Annotated in this window: 17 protein-coding genes and 1 tRNA gene; 7 read left to right on the top strand and 11 right to left on the bottom strand. The window is 38.7% G+C overall.

All coding sequences use genetic code 11. The annotated features are described in order from the left end of the window. Nucleotides 1-79: 79 nt before the first annotated feature. Genes sdaAB through RYK49_RS10155 form a run of 3 tightly spaced genes read left to right on the top strand, consistent with a single transcriptional unit; the run spans nt 80 to nt 2,331 of the window. On the top strand, nt 80-751 hold the full coding sequence (gene sdaAB / locus RYK49_RS10145) for an L-serine ammonia-lyase, iron-sulfur-dependent subunit beta (protein WP_002928563.1): 672 nt from the start codon (nt 80-82) through the stop codon (nt 749-751). An 8-nt stretch (nt 752-759) separates the two neighbouring features. Then, nucleotides 760-1,632 carry an L-serine ammonia-lyase, iron-sulfur-dependent, subunit alpha gene (sdaAA, locus tag RYK49_RS10150; protein ID WP_314830615.1) on the top strand — a complete coding sequence of 291 codons (873 nt, stop codon included), beginning with the start codon at nt 760-762 and terminating at the stop codon, nt 1,630-1,632. A 51-nt stretch (nt 1,633-1,683) separates the two neighbouring features. After that, nucleotides 1,684-2,331, top strand: coding sequence for an HAD family hydrolase (locus RYK49_RS10155; protein ID WP_314865634.1), 648 nt, complete (start codon nt 1,684-1,686; stop codon nt 2,329-2,331). A gap of 133 nt (nt 2,332-2,464) precedes the next feature. Here RYK49_RS10155 and RYK49_RS10160 read toward each other — a convergent pair whose 3' ends face one another. The 8 genes from RYK49_RS10160 to yfmF all read right to left on the bottom strand — a co-directional run bounded on the left by RYK49_RS10160 (nt 2,465) and on the right by yfmF (nt 9,692). Beyond that, complete coding sequence (locus RYK49_RS10160; protein WP_009659542.1) at nt 2,465-3,055, bottom strand: LysM peptidoglycan-binding domain-containing protein; 591 nt, start codon at nt 3,053-3,055, stop codon at nt 2,465-2,467. Between the two features lie 210 nt (nt 3,056-3,265). Continuing rightward, nucleotides 3,266-4,060 carry an energy-coupling factor transporter transmembrane protein EcfT gene (locus tag RYK49_RS10165; RefSeq protein ID WP_314830613.1) on the bottom strand — a complete coding sequence of 265 codons (795 nt, stop codon included), beginning with the start codon at nt 4,058-4,060 and terminating at the stop codon, nt 3,266-3,268. Continuing rightward, nucleotides 4,053-4,892, bottom strand: coding sequence for an energy-coupling factor ABC transporter ATP-binding protein (locus RYK49_RS10170; RefSeq protein WP_314830612.1), 840 nt, complete (start codon nt 4,890-4,892; stop codon nt 4,053-4,055). The genes RYK49_RS10165 and RYK49_RS10170 overlap by 8 nt, the downstream gene beginning before the upstream one ends. Continuing rightward, a complete protein-coding gene (locus tag RYK49_RS10175) occupies nt 4,868-5,704 on the bottom strand; it encodes an energy-coupling factor ABC transporter ATP-binding protein (protein ID WP_314830611.1) in 837 nt (278 codons plus the stop codon). The genes RYK49_RS10170 and RYK49_RS10175 overlap by 25 nt, the downstream gene beginning before the upstream one ends. 1 nt (nt 5,705) lies before the next feature. Continuing rightward, a complete protein-coding gene (gene pgsA, locus RYK49_RS10180; RefSeq protein WP_314830610.1) occupies nt 5,706-6,245 on the bottom strand; it encodes a CDP-diacylglycerol--glycerol-3-phosphate 3-phosphatidyltransferase in 540 nt (179 codons plus the stop codon). A 16-nt stretch (nt 6,246-6,261) separates the two neighbouring features. Then, nucleotides 6,262-7,116, bottom strand: a complete 855-nt coding sequence (gene rodZ / locus RYK49_RS10185) for a cytoskeleton protein RodZ (RefSeq protein WP_314830609.1) — start codon at nt 7,114-7,116, stop codon at nt 6,262-6,264. 33 nt (nt 7,117-7,149) lie between these two features. Next, nucleotides 7,150-8,445 carry an EF-P 5-aminopentanol modification-associated protein YfmH gene (yfmH, locus tag RYK49_RS10190; protein ID WP_314830608.1) on the bottom strand — a complete coding sequence of 432 codons (1,296 nt, stop codon included), beginning with the start codon at nt 8,443-8,445 and terminating at the stop codon, nt 7,150-7,152. After that, the gene (gene yfmF / locus RYK49_RS10195) at nt 8,445-9,692 is read right to left on the bottom strand and encodes an EF-P 5-aminopentanol modification-associated protein YfmF (protein WP_314830607.1); all 1,248 of its coding nucleotides are present in this window, start codon (nt 9,690-9,692) and stop codon (nt 8,445-8,447) included. The genes yfmH and yfmF overlap by 1 nt, the downstream gene beginning before the upstream one ends. 187 nt (nt 9,693-9,879) lie before the next feature. Here yfmF and yaaA point away from each other — a divergent pair, with 187 nt between their 5' ends. Together yaaA and recF are read left to right on the top strand one after the other, a co-directional pair. Beyond that, nucleotides 9,880-10,278 carry a S4 domain-containing protein YaaA gene (gene yaaA / locus RYK49_RS10200; protein WP_314830606.1) on the top strand — a complete coding sequence of 133 codons (399 nt, stop codon included), beginning with the start codon at nt 9,880-9,882 and terminating at the stop codon, nt 10,276-10,278. Nucleotides 10,279-10,280: 2 nt separating this feature from the next. Next, nucleotides 10,281-11,375 carry a DNA replication/repair protein RecF gene (recF, locus tag RYK49_RS10205; RefSeq protein ID WP_314830605.1) on the top strand — a complete coding sequence of 365 codons (1,095 nt, stop codon included), beginning with the start codon at nt 10,281-10,283 and terminating at the stop codon, nt 11,373-11,375. Between the two features lie 180 nt (nt 11,376-11,555). Here recF and guaB read toward each other — a convergent pair whose 3' ends face one another. Both guaB and trpS read right to left on the bottom strand, forming a co-directional pair. Further along, the gene (gene guaB / locus RYK49_RS10210; RefSeq protein WP_314830604.1) at nt 11,556-13,037 is read right to left on the bottom strand and encodes an IMP dehydrogenase; all 1,482 of its coding nucleotides are present in this window, start codon (nt 13,035-13,037) and stop codon (nt 11,556-11,558) included. A 204-nt stretch (nt 13,038-13,241) separates the two neighbouring features. After that, nucleotides 13,242-14,267, bottom strand: a complete 1,026-nt coding sequence (trpS, locus tag RYK49_RS10215) for a tryptophan--tRNA ligase (protein WP_314830603.1) — start codon at nt 14,265-14,267, stop codon at nt 13,242-13,244. Between the two features lie 290 nt (nt 14,268-14,557). On the opposite strand from trpS, the gene RYK49_RS10220 reads away from it, so the two are divergent. Beyond that, complete coding sequence (locus tag RYK49_RS10220; protein WP_314830602.1) at nt 14,558-16,180, top strand: ATP-binding cassette domain-containing protein; 1,623 nt, start codon at nt 14,558-14,560, stop codon at nt 16,178-16,180. Between the two features lie 75 nt (nt 16,181-16,255). Continuing rightward, nucleotides 16,256-18,841, top strand: a complete 2,586-nt coding sequence (locus RYK49_RS10225) for a YfhO family protein (protein WP_314830601.1) — start codon at nt 16,256-16,258, stop codon at nt 18,839-18,841. Between the two features lie 111 nt (nt 18,842-18,952). Here RYK49_RS10225 and RYK49_RS10230 read toward each other — a convergent pair. Next, nucleotides 18,953-19,026: transfer RNA gene (locus tag RYK49_RS10230), tRNA-Asn, on the bottom strand. Nucleotides 19,027-19,082 lie beyond the last annotated feature (56 nt).

Genomic DNA, 19,082 nt, shown 5'->3' on the forward strand with positions numbered 1-19,082 from the left:
TTTTAATTCATTTAAAAAATCAGCAGAAAGCCCTTAACTTTGTTATAATGAAAATAATAATAAGCTGCAAGGAGAAATCATGACTTCACTAAGATTTCAATCTGTTTTTGATATTATCGGACCTGTGATGATTGGCCCATCAAGCAGTCATACGGCAGGCGCCGTCCGTATCGGAAAAATTGTCTCCTCCATTTTTAATGACGAGCCTACGGAAGTAGAATTCCAGCTCTTTAACTCTTTTGCCAAAACTTACCGAGGTCACGGAACTGACTTGGCTCTTGTCGCAGGGATTTTAGGAATGGAGACAGATGACCCTGAGATTCCTAACAGCCTTGAAATTGCTCATAAACGTGGCATCAAGATTGTCTGGACCATTCAAAAGGATAGCAATGCTCCCCACCCCAATACAACAAAGATTACAGTAAAAAATGACCGTAAAACAATCAGTGTGACTGGAGTCTCTATCGGTGGCGGCAACATTCAAGTAACAGAGCTGAATGGCTTTTCTGTATCTCTGAGCATGAATACTCCGACCATTATTATTGTCCACCAGGATGTTCCAGGCATGATTGCCCATGTCACCGAAGCTCTTTCACGCTACAATATCAATATAGCTCAGATGAATGTTACTCGTGAGAAGGCTGGAGAAAAAGCGATTATGATTATTGAAGTTGACAGCCGCAGCTGTGAGGAAGCCATTGACGAAATTCGCAATATTCCTCATCTGCATAATGTGAATTTCTTTAAATAGGAGAAGATATGTTTTATTCCATCAAAGAATTGGTAGAGCAAGCTGACTTGGATTACCAAGGAAATGTTGCTGAATTGATGATTGCTACCGAGTATGAATTAACTGGTCGTGAAAGAGATGAAGTCCTGCGACTGATGGGTCGCAATCTGGAAGTCATGAAAGCCTCTGTCCTTCTGGGACTTAATGAGAGCAAGTCTCGCAGCGGATTGACTGGCGGAGACGCAGCAAAACTTGACCACTATATTCAGTCAGGAAAGGCTTTGTCAGACCACACTGTGCTGACTGCTGCAAAAAATGCTATTGCTGTCAATGAGCATAATGCTAAAATGGGACTGGTTTGTGCAACACCTACTGCCGGCAGCGCTGGCTGTCTGCCAGCTGTTCTTACATCAGCCATTGAAAAATTAGGACTTACAGAAGAAGAACAGCTAGACTTTTTATTAACTGCTGGTGCTTTTGGCTTAGTCATCGCCAATAACGCCTCAATTTCAGGTGCTGAAGGGGGCTGTCAAGCTGAGGTTGGCTCCGCTTCTGCTATGAGTGCAGCTGCTTTAGTTCTGGCTGCTGGAGGTTCACCTTTTCAAGCCAGTCAAGCTATTTGTTTTGTCATTAAAAACATGCTGGGCTTGATTTGTGATCCAGTAGCTGGTCTAGTGGAGGTGCCTTGTGTCAAGCGAAATGCTATGGGGGCCAGTTACGCCTTTATTGCAGCTGACATGGCTCTTGCAGGAATCGAATCTAAAATTCCTGTTGACGAAGTCATTGACGCCATGTATCAAGTCGGATCAAGTCTGCCTACTGCTTTCAGAGAAACTGCTGAAGGCGGCCTAGCTACAACACCGACAGGTCGCAGACTTTCAAAAGAAATCTTTGGAGAATAACCTTGACAAATTTGTCAAGGTTATTTACTAGATAGTAAACAAGGAGACAAGATGAGTCATTTGAAATATATCTTCTTTGATTTGGATGGAACTCTAGTTGACAGTTCAAAGGGCATCCAAGAATCCTTTGAATACAGCTTCAAACAACTTGGAAAAGAGTGCCCTGAAGAAAGTATTATAAAAAGTTTTATGGGGCCGCCTCTGGAAGTAAGCTTCGCCTCTGTTCTTGAAGAAAACCAAGTTCCAGAAGCGATTAACTATTACCGCAGCTTCTATAAGGAAAAAGGCATCTGGGATGTCCGTCTCTATGATGGGATACCAGAATTGCTGACACAGTTAAAAGAAGCCGGCTATCAGATTTATGTAACAACAAGTAAAAATCAACCCACAGCACAAGATTTATTAGTAAATCTAGCTATCTCTGAGCAATTTGATGATATTTTTGGCTCACTGCCAGATTCATTTCACAAAGCAGATGTTCTGCGCCGAGCTCTCCAAACACTAGATGCAAATCCAGAAGAAACCATAATTATAGGCGATACAAAGTTTGATATAATCGGCGGTAAAGAAGTAGGAATCTCAACTCTAGGAGTCCTTTGGGGCTTTGGCAGCAAAGAAGAGTTACTAGAAAATGGAGCAGATTTCCTGGCTCATTCTCCCAAACACATTTTAAAAATATTAAACGAATACTTTTCATAACTTTACATAGCTGTCAATCTAGATAAGATTGTTACCTTTAAATCTTTATCTACACTATCATTTTATGCTTATAAATTGTCAACTTTATGTAAACCAAAAAACCACAGAAATCTGTGGTTTTTTTATTTCTATCTTAGTAGCCCCAAGCTGAAAGTCCTTGAGCACTGTAGGCACTATATGCTGATTGGATTTGATCATCAACAGTAGCCGTTGATCCCCAACCTGGCATCGTTTGGAAAAGACCACTAGCACCAGATGCGTTGTAAGCATCTACTTGACCATTTGATTCACGAGCAATGATAGCTTCCCAAGTTGATGCAGGAACACCTGTCATTTCTGCCATACGTGATGCTGCATAAGAGCCAGTTGCACCAGCGGTATTACCATTGCTAAGTACAAGTCCTCCTGAAGTTGCTGCTGAATTAGCTGTTGCTGCAGGTGCTGCATAATTATTTACGGGAGTTGCAGTTGCTGCTACGCTTGTTTCAGACGTTTTGGCACTATTTCCAAGTTCCAAGATTTGACCAACACGGATGTGATTTGGATCTGCAATCTTGTTTAACTCTACTAATTTCTCAAGAGTTGTATTTTTTTCGTTAGCAATAGCTGATAAAGTATCACCGGCTTCAACTGTATAGGTTTCAGCATTCGCAATACCTGAAACCAAGAAAGCCGCTGCAGCGACTGCACCTGTTAAAGTCCATTTTGCTGTTTTTTTGTTCATTAAAAAGTAATTCTCCTTTCGGTGATAATACTATCTTACACATAAAATATTACCAAAAAGTTACATTACCAAGTCAAACGTTACAAGAACATTTAGTTTAGACTTTAAAAACAGACTTTTAGAGCTTTTTTGCCAAATATTTTCTTTGATCAAGTAAAAAATAGACAAGTTTAACTTATACTATTCTCTAAAAACACTTTAAACAGCAGGTCAGTTTTTCAATATATAAAGCAGAATACCTAATATAAATAAGCTAATAATAGCCAAGCTGTCATTTCTTTTCCATGCCAAACGGCGAAAACGTGTCCGACCTTCACCTCCATTATAGCCGCGCGCTTCCATGGCAATAGCTAGAGCATCCGCCCTTTTAAAACTGGAAGCAAATAAAGGGATTAGAATGGGAATAATAGATTTAATCTTTTGAATGATTTTTCCCTCGCCAAAGTCAACACCACGCGCCCTCTGGGCGTTCATAATCCGAGTAGTATCATCCATCAAAGTTGGAACGAAGCGCAGGCTCATAGAGAGCATCAGACCAATCTCATGTGCTGGCACCTTGAAAACCTTCAGAGGCTTCAGCAAAGACTCAACCGCATCGGACAATCTTAAGGGTGTTGTTGTCAGAGTCAGAAGAGTAGAAAAGAAAATAATCAGAATAAAGCGGCTAAAAATAATACCAGCCTGTGACAGTCCTGCTTCTGTAATTTTGATAAAAGCAAACTGAAAAATTGTAGCGCCTCCTGAGGTCAAAAACAGCTGGAACAAGGTGGTAAAAGCTATGATAAAAACCATGGACTGGATACCCTTTAAAAAGAACTTCAAAGGAACCTTTGACAGCAAGACCAAACTAAAAACGAAAACAAACAACAGCAGATTGGTTCCAAGATTATTAGCCCAGAAAATTAATAGAATAAAAAGAAACATCGCCAGCAACTTGCTCCGCGGATCCAAACGATGAATAATTGAATTTCCGGGAATATAGCGGCCTAAAATCAACTTATCCATGCAAGATCTCCTTGAATTCTTCAATTGTAATAGGATAGTGCGAGAAATTCATCCCTTTCTCCGCCAATTCGTGAGCAAATTTTGTAATCTTAGGAACACCCAATTGAATACTCTCCATAAAATCCAAATCCTGAAAGACCTGAGCAGGCTGACCGCTCTTGACGACTCTGCCCTTATCTAAAACATAGACTGTATCAGCAAAGTTGGCTACATCATCCATTAGGTGTGTTACCAAAACAATGGTCATACCGGCTCGATGCAGCTCTTCAAAGAGCCTCATCAGTTCTTTTCGACCGGACGGATCAAGTCCTGCTGTCGGCTCATCCAAAACCAAGATATCAGGCTCCATGGCCAGTATACCTGCTATGGCCACCCTGCGCATCTGGCCACCAGAAAGTTCGAAAGGACTGCGATTGAACAAATCCTCAGAAATTCCGACTAAGTGCAGCTTTTCACGTGCCAAAGTTTCCGCTTCTTCTTTAGAAACACCAAAATTCTGAGGACCAAAAGCCACATCTTTCAAAACTGTTTCATCAAAAACCTGACTTTCCGGAAATTGAAAGACCAGACCGACTTTCTTGCGCACCTGTTTAATATCTTTATTGACAGAATCAGCCGTGATGACTGTACTGCCTACTTCAACACTGCCTTGATTAGGAACCAGCAAGCCATTTAAAAGCTGGAGAATGGTTGACTTACCGCTACCAGTATGCCCGATAAGAGCGGTGTAGCTGCCCGATTTTATCTCCAAATCCACTCCAAAAAGCGCTGGTCCCTCAAAAGGAGTGCCAGCTTGATAAGTATAACTTACATTTTTGAGAGTAATGCCCATAGTTGATCCTGCAATTCTTTTTCTGTTAAGTAAGAGTCTGGCAGAGGAAGCCCAGACTGACACAAAGCCGCCTTTACCTGATTAACAAATGGCTGATCCAATCCTAGCTCTTCCAAATCTTCTCGAGAAAAAAGTTCTCTCGGGGTAGCGGTAGACTCAACCTGACCCTCTTTCATGACCAAAACACGGTCGCTTAAGGCTATTTCATCCAAATCATGGGTGATAGAAATGACGGTCAGCTGATTCTTGTCTTTAATTTTTTTCACGGTCTGGATAAGATCCAAACGCCCCTCTGGATCCAGCATGCTGGTTGCTTCATCCAAAATAATAATATCCGGTCTCAGAGCTACCACACCTGCAACAGCTACCCGCTGTTTCTGGCCTCCGGAAAGACGAGCTGGTTCACGCTCCTTAAAATCCTGCATGCCGACAAGTTCTAATGCCTGCTGGACTCGCTCTACCATCAGATCATAGTCCAGCCCTTGATTTTCCAAACCAAAGGCTACATCATCTTCTACAGTTGCTCCGACAAACTGATTATCTGGATTTTGGAATACCATGCCAATCTGTCTGCGTTTTTCCCAGACATTTTCAGCTGTTAGCTTATCACCTGAGATAATAATATCTCCGCTTTCCGCTTCTAAAAGACCGTCAATCAAACGAACTGTGGTTGATTTTCCACTCCCATTATGACCAACAATAGACAGCCATTCCCCTTTTTTTACTTGAAAGGAGACATCATTTAAAGTGTAATTCTCAGACTCACTATCGTATTTGTACTTAAGATTTCTTACTTCGATGATATTTTTCATATTATTTAAAGGTATCTTTAAAGAGATAGGCACTTCCCTTGAAGTAGTCATATCCAGAATAAATCGTAAAGATTAAAGCGATATACAGAAGGATTTGTCCTAAGAGAGTCCAATGAATCAGTAGAAAAATAATAGCAAACATCTGCGTGAAGGTCTTGATTTTACCTGGCATAGCAGCTGCTAAGACTGTCCCTCCTGTTTCCACTAAAAGCAAGCGCAGACCTGTTACTGCCAATTCCCGGCAAATAATAATAGCTACAACCCAGGCAGGAGCCATTTTCATCTCGATCAACATGATAAAAGCAGACATCACTAAAAGCTTATCAGCCATGGGATCAGCAAATTTACCAAAATTTGTTACCACTTCCCACTTTCGTGCCAAATAACCATCTAGATAATCAGTTATACTGGCAAAAGCAAATATAAAAGCTGCTAAAATATGCATGGTGTAAGAATGACCGAATGTTAAAATCACAACAAATACAGGGATTAAAGCAATTCTAATAAGAGTTAAGGCATTTGGAATATTTTCTTTTTTCATGGGATTCTCTTCGTTTTTATCCTTTCGTAATGTTCAAACTAATGGTTCCACTATCACTAGTCAAAGCAGAAGTATCCAGTTTTTGTCCCTCTATCGTCACAGTTGCTCCTTTAACAGGTGCTAACGTAATAAGATACTTATTGCCTGGCTCAAGAGAAACCGTCTGGCTTGATTTTTCAGGAGATAAGGTGATGCCTTCGGCTAGTTCTGAATCGCTTATGCTTACCAAATTGGTTGTTTGCTCCACAGAAACGGTCACTTTAACAGGCTGACTTGCTCCGCTATACTCAGCAATCAAATTCTCTCCGCTTCCACTAACTGTCAACTTGCTAGCTGAGGAAGAAACTGACTTAGAATCAGCCGAAGAAAAGGAACTCTTCTGACTGTTAGTGCTTGTAGAAGACACCAGACTATAATTGCTGTCAGATGTTTTGAAACTTACCGAATTAGTATGAGCATAGCTCCAGATATAGTAAGCTACGAAAGCAGCAATAGCTGAAGCCAACAAGAGAAAATAGAACAAGGGCAGAAAAGAGCTTTTATTTTTATTTTTTCTGCTCCTAAATTCCTCATCTGCTGCCAGTGCCACTTCATCAAAGACAATCATCTCACCAGCTTCGTAAGCCTCCAAAATAATGGATTCATCCAAATCTACAGCCCAGGCGTACTTCCGCAAGAAACTACGGGCATAGAAAGGACTAGGAAGCAAATCATAGTCATTTCGTTCCAGCGCTTCTAACAAATCCTGCTGGATATCTGTCTTTTTTGACAATTCCTCTAAACTCAGACCTTGATTAGTCCGAGCAAGCTTCAACACTTCTCCTATCGTTTTTTTTCTCATACGTACTTTTCCCTTTTTTCTATTCTTCACTATTTTAACAAAATTTTAAAAACGATTCTGGAATTATTTTGGAAAAATAGTAAAATCTGTCATATCACACTGATCGATAAATCGATGACCTAGTTTTATCACATCATTCAGGCTGATGTCCTGTAAAATTTTCGGCAAATCAAACAGATTCTCACCCATCAACTGAGGTTCATATTGGGTTGCAATATACTCAAGTGAGTTTAAACCATGCAGAAAATCACCAAACATCTCACTTTTAATCGTATCCAAATGTTCTTCTGTCACATCCGGATCCTTGTCAAAATTCTTGATGGCTGAGCGAAATTGATGAGAAAGTCCCACCGGTTCCTGAGTGTCCATCGTCAGCATGACAAAGTGAAAATCTTTTTCTACTTCCACTTCCAGCGTTAAAGAATTATCCATTTTCCCACTTTCATAGAGGGACTGGAAACGCTTGGAAGTCCAGCCAAACATCATGGCAAATAGGAGTTTCAAAGTGATTTTATAGCGATACAACTCCGATTCATCAACAAAGTCTGTCCCTCGAATCCCAACTGCCAGTTTTGGACTAGCCACCTCCATTCGGTAGGTATCCGTTGATACCACTGGGTGAAGGCTAACAGGAATTTTTTCAATAGGTTCCGAACTTCCTGCAAAAACTAGTTTTTCCTGCTGTTCAGAAATCTCAGCAGCCATCTGTTCCAAATCGAAATTACCAATCACAAACAAAGTCATATTAGAAGGATGATAAAAGTTCTTGAAATTTTCCTTCAAATTTTCGACAGTTATCTCAGAGATGGACTCTTTCGTCCCTGCAATGTCTTCTGCCAGAGGTGTTTGAGGATAGAGATTTGCCAAGGCTCCAAAAAAGAGACGATAATCTGGATTATCCTGATACATTTCAATTTCTTGATCGATAATATCCTGTTCCCGCAAAATGGATTCTTTTGTGAAATCAGCCTGATGCACAAGTTCTTGCAAAAGCTGTAGGTTCTCTGAAATGTTATCCGTTGCAGAAAACAGATAACTAGTCCGAGTAAAGCTCGTAAAGGCATTGCTCTCAGCTCCTAGCTTAGTAAATTCCAGCAGCAGATCCTTTCCCTGCGAGCCTTCAAAAAGTTTATGTTCCAAAAAATGAGCTATTCCAGCCGGATAATGAGTGACCTGCTTAGTTTCACGTGAAACAATCCCTGTATCCACTGAACCAAAATTAGTTGAGATAATCCCATAAGTTTCATTAAAATCATTTTTAGGCAGAAGAAAAACACGCAAACCGTTTGCTAATACTGTCTGATAGACAGTTTCTCCTACTGCTGAATAATTGATTTCTTCTAGCACTTCTCCCTGCATTATTTTCCTTCCATAAAGTAAATAGCTTGTAATTTCAACTGACCAGCTGCCTTGATAATATCATCCTTACGAACCTGTTCCAAAGCTTCCAGCCAAGCTTCAAGAGATAAGAATTTTTTCCCTAAAACAGAAGCCATATAAGCTCTCTCTAAGATTGTATTCTGTCGATCCTGAGCTAACAATACTGAATTTCTCAGCATTTTCTTGGTTTGATTCAGTTCTTCCAGACTAAAATTCCCACGCTTCAAATCAGCAATCTGTCGGTTGATTAAAGCAACTGTTCTGGTCCGATTGCTACGATCAATACCAGCGTAAATCCGCATCATTCCTGAAAAAATATCAAAATTGCTAGAAATTGTATAAGCCAGCCCTTCCTTTTCACGAAGATTGACAAATAATTTCGAATGGGCAAAGCCACCTAGCAAAGCATTTAAAACGACCAAGGGCAGGTGCTCACTCTCTCCGTACTGAATAGGGAAGTGATAGCCTAACTCAATAATTGACTGATGAACATCTTTCTGCTCCAGTCCTTCTCGCAAAACATTGGAATATTCTTGCTGATAAACTAACTGAAGTTCTTGCTGGCGAGGCGCAAAATTGAAAGATTGAATTTTCTCCCGAACAGCCACTTCATTAAAGTCCCCAATAAAGAAAAAGTCAATCTGATTTTCCTGAAGCATCTGCTGAAAAGCAGCAAAACTGCTTGCAGCTGTCTCTTTCTGGATTAATTCAATCGTCCCAACACGAGGCATCTGCATTTCCTCTTCTTCATAAAAGAGTTTGTCTAATTCTCGATGAGCATGATAAAAATGATTCTCAATTTCTGCTTCCAAATCATTCAAGATATTTTTCTTCTCAATTTCAAAAGCAGATTCATCAAAAGCGTCCTGACTTACCAATGGAGAAAACAAGCTGGCTTTCAAAAAATCAAGCATGGCATCTGTCAGGACATTTTTGCGACTCAAAAATTTATCCCGCACAAAAGAAAGATTGATATCTAAATAATGGACCAATCCTCTCCTTGAAAGACTCGTTGAATAATCAGCACCATACAAATTGGCCAAACGTTCTCTGAAGGCCTGCGAAGTAGGATAAACAGCATTGACAGTCTCCAGCATACTGGCTGTTAAAACCCGACCAGCTACTGTTTCTTTGGACATAGGCGCTGAAAAACGAACCTTAATTTTGTTTGTTTTAAATTTTTCTGATTGAATAAAATGGAGACGAACTCCTTTAGTGATTTCCATGACGCCCCTCATACTGAATAATATAGACTACTATTATATCATGAAATGCCTCTGATTTGTTTGTTCTACCAAGCTTTTTGCTGATTAAAACGTTTTCTGATAACAGGAGAAAATTTCCACTTTTATCCAAAGCACCTCAGCACTTTTTACTAACAAATATGGTATAATGACAGGGTTGAGGTGAAATATGGAATATAAATTATTTGATGACTACATCACGCTACAAGCCCTTTTGAAAGAAACAGGAATTATCCAAAGCGGCGGAGCAATTAAATCATTTCTAAGTGAATATCCAGTCCTTTTTAATGGCGAGCCAGAAAACCGCCGGGGAAAAAAACTCCGTGTCAATGACAGGATTTCCCTTCCCGAGCAAGGAATTGAAATTGATTTGACAGCTCCTAGTCAAGAAGAAATTCTGCAACACCAGAAAGAAATCGCAGAAAAAAAACGAGTTGCTGAACTTGTCAAAGCCATGAATAAGGATTTAAAAAAATCTCAGACTTCTAAAAAAGAAAAGCGTAAGAATACAGGGCTACCTAAAAAGCAGAAAACTACTAAAATCCCTGTTCGCTTCCCTGGTATCTAATCATGTGGCTGCAATCATTAAAAATAAAGCATTTCCGAAATTATCAGGAAGCTGATATTGACTTCCATCCTGGTTTGAATGTCTTTCTAGGTCAGAACGCACAAGGTAAAACCAATATTTTAGAAGCTGTATATTTTTTAGCCTTGACAAGAAGCCACCGCACACGCTCAGATAAGGATCTGATTCATTTTACAGAAAATAATCTCCTTGTCTCTGGCATCTTAGAAAAAAAGACTGGTAAAGTTCCCCTTGACATTAACTTGACACCAAAAGGTCGCATCACAAAAGTCAACCACTTGAAACAAAGTAAATTATCAGACTACATTGGAACTATGAATGTTGTTTTGTTTGCTCCTGAAGATTTACAGTTGATTAAAGGTTCCCCCAGTCTACGCCGTAAATTTATAGACATTGAGCTTGGACAAATCAAGCCTGTCTATCTATCAGATTTATCCAATTACAACCATGTCCTCAAACAACGCAACGCCTATCTGAAAGCTAATGACAAAGTTGATGAAACCTTCTTGACTGTCCTTGATGAGCAGCTGATTAACTATGGCTGTCGTGTCATAAGGCATCGGTTGGATTTTTTGCAAAAATTAGAAAGCTTTGCTCAAGACAAGCACTGGGACATCTCTCAAAATTTGGAAGAATTGACTGTCAAGTATCTGTCATCTATTCCTTTACACAAAATTGACAACTTAGAAGAAACTTACTGCTCTTCCTTATTAAGCAGCCGTAAACGTGACCTATTCAAAAAAAATACAGGTGTTGGTCCCCATCGTGATGATATTGCTTTTTTTATCAACCAGATGGATGCCAACTTTGGTAGTCAAGGTCAGCATCGCAGTCTTGTTTTATCACTGAAACTAGCCGAAATCAAGTTAATAGAAAGTATTACGAAGGAAACACCTATTTTATTGCTTGACGATGTAATGAGCGAACTTGACAATAACCGTCAATTAAAATTATTAGAAACTATCTCTCAGGATATTCAAACTTTCATTACTACAACAACTTTAGAACATTTAAAAAATCTTCCACAAGATATAAAAATTTTCACCATCCAACAAGGACAAATTATATCTCAATCCTAGTATTACATGAGATTTACATTTTTGTAAATTTCATTTACAAAAACTTGTTTACGTTGTAAACGAATTATATCGAATTGTTGTTAGAACAGCTTTTATAGCCTTTTGAATTGTAAAAGTATGTCAATTTAAATCGTAAATTTAAAAAGAGGTTAGGAAAAATTCCCGACCTCGTTTTATTTTTTATTGAACTGAATAGTTAGGGGCTTCATTTGTAATTTGCACATCATGAGGGTGGCTTTCCTTCAATCCAGCACCACTCATCTCAATAAACTGAGCATTATCGTGAAGTTCTTGCAGATTTGCAGCACCAACATAACCCATTCCAGATCGGATACCACCCAGCATCTGGAAGACAATATCTGCAGCAGCTCCCTTGTATGCCACACGACCTTCAATTCCTTCTGGAACTAGCTTATTAGCTTCATTGACAGAACCTTGAAAGTAACGGTCACTAGAGCCCTTCTTCATAGCGGCGATAGATCCCATTCCACGGTAAGTCTTAAATTTCCGACCTTGGAAGATTTCTGTCTCACCTGGCGCTTCGTCTGTTCCTGCAAACATTGAACCCAGCATAACAGCATTTCCACCCGCAGCCAAGGCCTTAACAATATCTCCAGAATACTTAATCCCACCATCAGCAATGATGGTTTTTCCATATTCACGCGCTACAGCAGCTGCATCATAAATAGCCGTTACTTGAGGAACACCAACACCAGCAATGACACGGGTTGTGCAGATAGAACCTGGGCCAATTCCGACCTTAACAACATCCACACCTGCTTCATAGAGAGCGCGTGCACCTTCAGCAGTTGCAATATTTCCAGCAATCAAGGTGCGATCAGGGAAATGAGCGCGAATCTCTGCAATCTTACGCAAAACTCCTGCAGAATGGCCATGAGCAGTATCAATAACAATCGCATCAGCACCTGCTTCAAAGAGAGCTTCTGCACGTTCGAAAGTATCTGAAGTAACTCCAACAGCACCAGCTACCAAGAGTCGTCCAAATTCATCTTTAGCAGCATTTGGAAACTCAATAACCTTTTCAATATCTTTAATGGTAATCAAACCTGAAAGGCAGCCCTTATCATCAACCAAAGGCAACTTTTCGATCCGGTGCTCCTGTAAAATGCGCTCTGCAGTTCCCAAATCTGTACCAACAGGCGCCGTTACAAGATTCTCACTGGTCATATGACGGGAAATAGGTTGATTGAAGTCAGAAATAAAACGTAAATCACGATTGGTTAGAATCCCTACTAACTTACGATTTTCAAGAGTTTCTACAACAGGAACACCACTGATACGGTAGCGTCCCATCAACTCATCTGCTTCAGCAATCGTATGCTCTGGCGTTAGGAAAAAAGGATCAATAATAACGCCATTCTCAGAACGCTTAACCTTTCGAACCTCATCAGCCTGTTGCTCAATAGACATATTTTTGTGGATAACTCCAAGGCCGCCGGCACGGGCAATAGCAATAGCCATCTGACTCTCTGTAACGGTGTCCATAGCGGCAGTAATGATTGGGATATTTAAAGTCAGATTCTCAGCAAGCTTGGTACTCAAATCAGCAGCATTGGGCAGTACATGGCTTTCAGCTGGAATCAGCAGCACATCATCAAAGGTAAAACCTTTTTTCAAAAATTTAGTGTCCCAGTTAGACATCCACAGTTTCCTCTTTTCCTTTTTATTAAACTAATACCCAAAGAAAATTGAAGTTCAGTTTTCTTTGAATAAGAGCTGGTTTTTTTGTTGTTAATATCATACCATTCTATAGGAAATTGTCAATCATTATTACACAAAAAATAAAAACCATCATTTTTGAAACTAAAAACGATAGTTTTTGTGATTTATAATCAATAATGTTCGTTATTTAAAATAATTAATCCCCATCGCAGACTTCACTTCTGAAAGAGTCTGGGCCGCAGTCTGACGGGCCTTATCGCATCCTTCTTGTAGCATCTGATAGACCTGTCCCATGTCTTTAGCAAACTCCACACGACGCTCACGAATCGGACCTAACTCTCGCTCTAGAATTTCTAACAGATAGCGTTTGGTTTTGACATCTCCCAGACCACCTCTTTGATAATGCTCTTTCATTGCAGCAATATCAGCATCATCTTCTGGGCGGCCAAAAACATCCAAATAATGAAAGACCATATTTCCCTCAATTTTTCCAGGATCTTCCACTCTGATATGATTAGGATCTGTATACATACTCATGACCTTCTTTTGTAGAATATCCATATCATCTGCCAAATAAATGCCGTTATTGAGAGACTTAGACATCTTAGCATTGCCATCCAAACCAGGTAAACGTCCAGCTGCGTCATTTTCAGGATAAATCCCTTCCGGTTCTACTAAAACATCTGTCTGATAAGCGTGGTTAAAGGAACGAACAATTTCCCGAGTCTGCTCAATCATAGGCTTTTGATCATGTCCTACTGGTACAAAATTAGCCTTGAAAGCAGTAATATCAGCTGCCTGAGAAATCGGATAAACTAAAAAACCAGTCGGCAAACTTTCACCAAATCCTTTTTGAGCAATCTCAGTCTTGACAGTAGGATTACGCTCAAGACGAGCCAATGACACCAAATTCATGTAATACATTGACAATTCTGCCAACTCAGGAATCTGACTTTGAATAAAAATAGTCACCTTTTCAGGATCCAATCCAGCTGCCAGATAATCCAAAGCTACATTCCCAATAGACTCAACAATTGTCTGAGGGTCCTTTGCATGATCTGTCAAAGCTTGCTGATCAGCCAAAAATACGAACATCTCATATTTACCCTGATCCTGCAAAAGCACGCGGTTCCGTAAACTTCCTACATAATGACCAATATGCAATTTTCCTGTCGGACGATCTCCTGTTAAAATAATTGGTTTAGCCATCTATTACTCCTCAATTTATAATGAGTTCATTATATCATTTTCAATGAAAATGAGAAAGAAGTTTCTAGAAAAAAGCGAAAATTCCAGTTTTTACAGCTTAATTGACATCCCTTTACAATATTTGTAAACTTAATTGACAAACTATTCTGGCTGTAAAACCTTAAAGTCTTAGTTCATTCTATTCTCCTTTTTTCTTTCTGCTTTGATTTTTTCTTTTTATCTCAGAATTATTTGAAAAAAGTTCTGTTTTCTAGTAAAATGAAGAAGATTATATATATAGGAGAAAGACATTGCTTACAGTATCAGATGTATCACTGCGTTTCAGTGACCGAAAATTGTTTGATGAGGTCAACATCAAATTTACAGAAGGAAATACTTATGGATTGATTGGAGCTAACGGAGCTGGAAAATCAACCTTTTTGAAAATTTTAGCTGGTGATATTGAGCCAACAACAGGCCACATTTCTCTAGGACCAAATGAACGTCTTTCAGTTCTTCGCCAGAACCACTTTGACTATGAAGAAGAACGGGCTATTGATGTTGTAATCATGGGAAATGAGCATCTCTACAACATCATGAAAGAAAAAGATGCTATTTATATGAAGCATGATTTTTCTGATGAAGATGGTGTACGTGCGGCCGAGCTTGAGGGAGAGTTTGCTGAACTAGGTGGCTGGGAAGCTGAAAGTGAAGCCTCTCAATTATTGCAAAATCTCAATATTCCGGAAGATCTTCACTACCAAAATATGAGCGAGCTTTCTAACGGAGACAAGGTCAAAGTACTCTTAGCCAAAGCCCTTTTTGGTAAACCTGATGTCTTACTTCTGGACGAGCCAACTAACGGCTTAGATATTCAGTCTATTACTTGGTTGGAAGACTTTCTTATCGATTTTGACAATACAGTTATTGTTGTATCCCACGACCGTCACTTTTTGAATAAAGTCTGCACTCATATGGCTGACCTTGACTTTGGAAAAATCAAACTCTATGTCGGAAACTATGATTTCTGGAAAGAGTCAAGCGAACTAGCGGCTAAGCTTCTAGCTGACCGAAATGCCAAAGCAGAAGAAAAAATCAAGCAACTTCAAGAATTTGTTGCTCGCTTTTCTGCCAATGCTTCAAAATCAAAACAAGCAACTTCTCGTAAAAAGATGCTTGACAAGATTGAATTAGAAGAAATTGTTCCATCTAGCCGTAAATACCCATTTATCAGTTTTAAAGCAGAACGTGAAATCGGTAATGATCTCTTGACAGTGGAAAACCTTTCTGTCAAGATAGACGGAGAAACTATTCTTGATAATATTAACTTCATTTTACGTCCTGGCGATAAAACAGCTTTGATTGGCCAAAACGACATCCAAACAACAGCTTTGATTCGTGCTTTGATGGGTGATATTGAGTATGAAGGAACTGTCAAGTGGGGTGTCACAACCAGTCAATCTTACCTACCAAAAGATAACTCTCGTGACTTTGCTAGTGGTGAATCAATCCTTGACTGGCTGCGTCAATTTGCTAGCAAAGAAGAGGATGACAACACCTTCCTTCGAGGATTCCTTGGGCGCATGCTTTTCTCTGGAGATGAGGTTAACAAGTCTGTCAATGTCTTGTCAGGAGGAGAAAAAGTTCGGGTTATGTTATCTAAGCTGATGTTGCTCAAATCCAACGTTCTAGTCTTGGACGATCCAACCAATCACTTAGATTTGGAATCAATCTCCAGCTTAAATGATGGATTGAAAAACTTCAAAGGATCCATTATTTTTGCCAGTCATGACCATGAATTTATTCAAACCTTAGCTAACCATATCATTGTCCTGTCTAAAAATGGTGTCATTGACCGCATTGACGAAACCTATGATGAATTCTTGGAAAATCAGGAAGTTCAGGCAAAAGTCAAAGAACTTTGGAAAGATTAATTCCTTGTCAATTTACGTTTACAAAGCTTTACAGAGGCATGAAACAACGTTTCTGCCTCTTTCTATATAAGAAATATGAATCACATTAAAGAATATTTTAAAAAAAATTGGCCTTATTTTTGTGCCTTCTTTATTCCATTTTTCATCATGTTCTTTGTCTACTTGATGTATGGAATTTACTGGAATAGCGAAACGTCTCCCTTGCTTGGTGATGGTTTTCATCAGTATGTCATTTTTGATACTAACCTAAGAAATATCCTCCATGGCACAGACAGTATTTTCTATACTTTCTCCAGTGGACTTGGGCAGAATTTCTATGCTTTATCCAGTTATTATTTAGGTAGCTTCTTATCTCCCTTGGTTTATTTCTTTGATTTGAAATCAATGCCAGATGCCGTCTATCTATTTACCTTAATCAAGTTTGGATTAATTGGACTCTCTACCCTTATCAGCATCAAAGGAATATTCAAAAAGATTCCAGCTTTACTCATCATCACTCTTTCAACTTCATTTTCTTTAATGAGTTTTTCAGTCAGTCAATTGGAAATTAAAACCTGGTTGGATGTGTTTATCCTTACACCTTTGATTGTGCTAGGTTTACATAGGTTGATAACTGGAAAAGGAAGAGTACTATACTTTACAACACTGTCAATTCTCTTCATCCAAAATTATTATTTTGGATATATGATGGCAATCTTTTTGGTCTTTTGGTACTTTCTTCAATTATCTTGGAATTTCAAAAATAGAATTAAAAGTTTACTTGACTTTACAGTCATATCTGCTTTAGCAGGTCTGACTAGCCTAATCATGATTCTGCCAACTTACTTAGATATAAGCACTCATGGGGAAACCTTAACAAAAGTTTCTTCTTTGTTGACAGAAAAAAGTTGGTTCTTAGATGTGTTTGCTAAAAATTTTATTGGCAGTTTTGATACAACCAAGTATGGTTCTATCCCTATGATTTATGTCGGCACCTTCCCTTTGATTCTAGCTATCTTATTTTTCACCTTAAAATCTGTTAAGTTTCACGTGAAACTTTGCTACTTTTTACTCATTGCAATTTTCATAGCTAGTTTTTATCTTCAATATTTAGACTTACTTTGGCAGGGAATGCATGCACCGAACATGTTTCTTCACCGTTATTCTTGGCTATTTTCTCTGGTAGTTATCTATATGGCTGCTGAGACTTTAAATCGTTGGAAAGATGTGAAATTGATGAATCTTGCCATTAGTTTCACTTTGCTCAGCCTTGGATTCATTCTTACTTTTATTCAGAGAAAACATTATGATTTTTTGGGTCCTGAGAATTATATTCTAACATTAGAATTTCTGCTGGCTTATCTCTTGATTAGCTTTGTCTTAGAAAAATCTTCTATTCAACCAAAAATCATTCTCCCTGTCTTGCTCTTCTTTGTTACTTTTGAATTGTCGCTTAATTCCTATTATCAAGTTGGAGGAATTGCTAAAGAATGGGTATTTGCCACTCGTTCATCTTATGCTAGCCACCTTGACGAGATTGACAAGCTTGTCAATTATTCCAAAAAGGAAAATATTGACTTTTTTAGAACTGAAAGATTGAATCCACAAACGGGAAATGACAGTATGAAATTCAACTACAATGGAGTTTCCCAGTTCTCATCTGTTCGAAATACTCAGGCAAGTTCTACTTTAGATAAACTTGGTTTTAAATCAGCAGGAACAAATCTGAATCTCCGTTATCAAAATAACAGTATTTTAATGGACAGTATTTTTGGTGTTCGCTACAATCTATCTGAAACAGATCCTCAAAAATTTGGTTTTCTTCCTGAAAAAACTGAAAAAGAAATGTCTATCTACCAAAATGATGCTGCACTTGGTTTAGCTTTTCTGACCAATGATGTTTACCAGGATGTCAAGTTTACAAATTTGACTTTAGATAATCAGACAGAATTTTTGAATCAATTGACTGGCTTTGATTTTAAATATTATGATAAAGTAGATGCTATAACTACTAATGAAAATGTCAAGCAAATTGGTAACAGAGTGACTGTGGATGTTGACAGAGAACATAATACAAGCTTTGCTAGTGTAATCTATACTGTCAATGTACCTGCTAACAGTCAACTATATATTAATGTTGCTGGGATTGATTTTAGTAATGATGATCAGACAGATGTTGACATTACTGTCAATAACTTTACAGAACGTTATACAACTAATAATGTTTTTCCTTTCTTTAATGCTGGCTATTTCAGTCAAAGTCAAACAGTATCTATTCGCTTTACATTCCCAGACAATTCAACAGTTTCATTTGATACACCAGAATTTTTTGCCGTTAATACTGAGCAATATCAAAATGTCATTCAAAAATTAAAAGAACAGCCCGTTTCCACAACTACTGATTTAAACACAGTAAAAACAAACTATAGAGCGGAAAAGGATACTTCATTATTCTTTACCATTCCTTATGATAAGGGATGGTCAGCCACTCTTAACGGGAAGCCTGTCACACTAAAACGAGCTCAAAACGGCTTTATGAAATTGGATGTGAAAAAAGGAGAAGGAAATGTTGTTCTCACTTTCATTCCTAATGGACTAAAAGAAGGTGGCATTGCCTTCATATCTGGCATAATCTTATTTGTTTGTTATAATTTTCTACGTAGGAAACGACAGAGAATGTAAATATATCAAAAAAACAGCTACTTACCAATATAAAAAATAAGGCTCTTCATTAAAATGCTAGTGAAGGCCTTTTTTGAACAATAAAAAAACACTCACTAGGAGTGTCTCTAGCTCCGGCAGTAGGACTCGAACCTACGACATCATGATTAACAGTCATGCGCTACTACCAACTGAGCTATGCCGGATAATATAGTCCGTACGGGATTCGAACCCGTGTTACCGCCGTGAAAAGGCGGTGTCT

Source organism: uncultured Streptococcus sp., assembly GCF_963525625.1.
Classification (GTDB): Bacteria; Bacillota; Bacilli; order Lactobacillales; family Streptococcaceae; genus Streptococcus.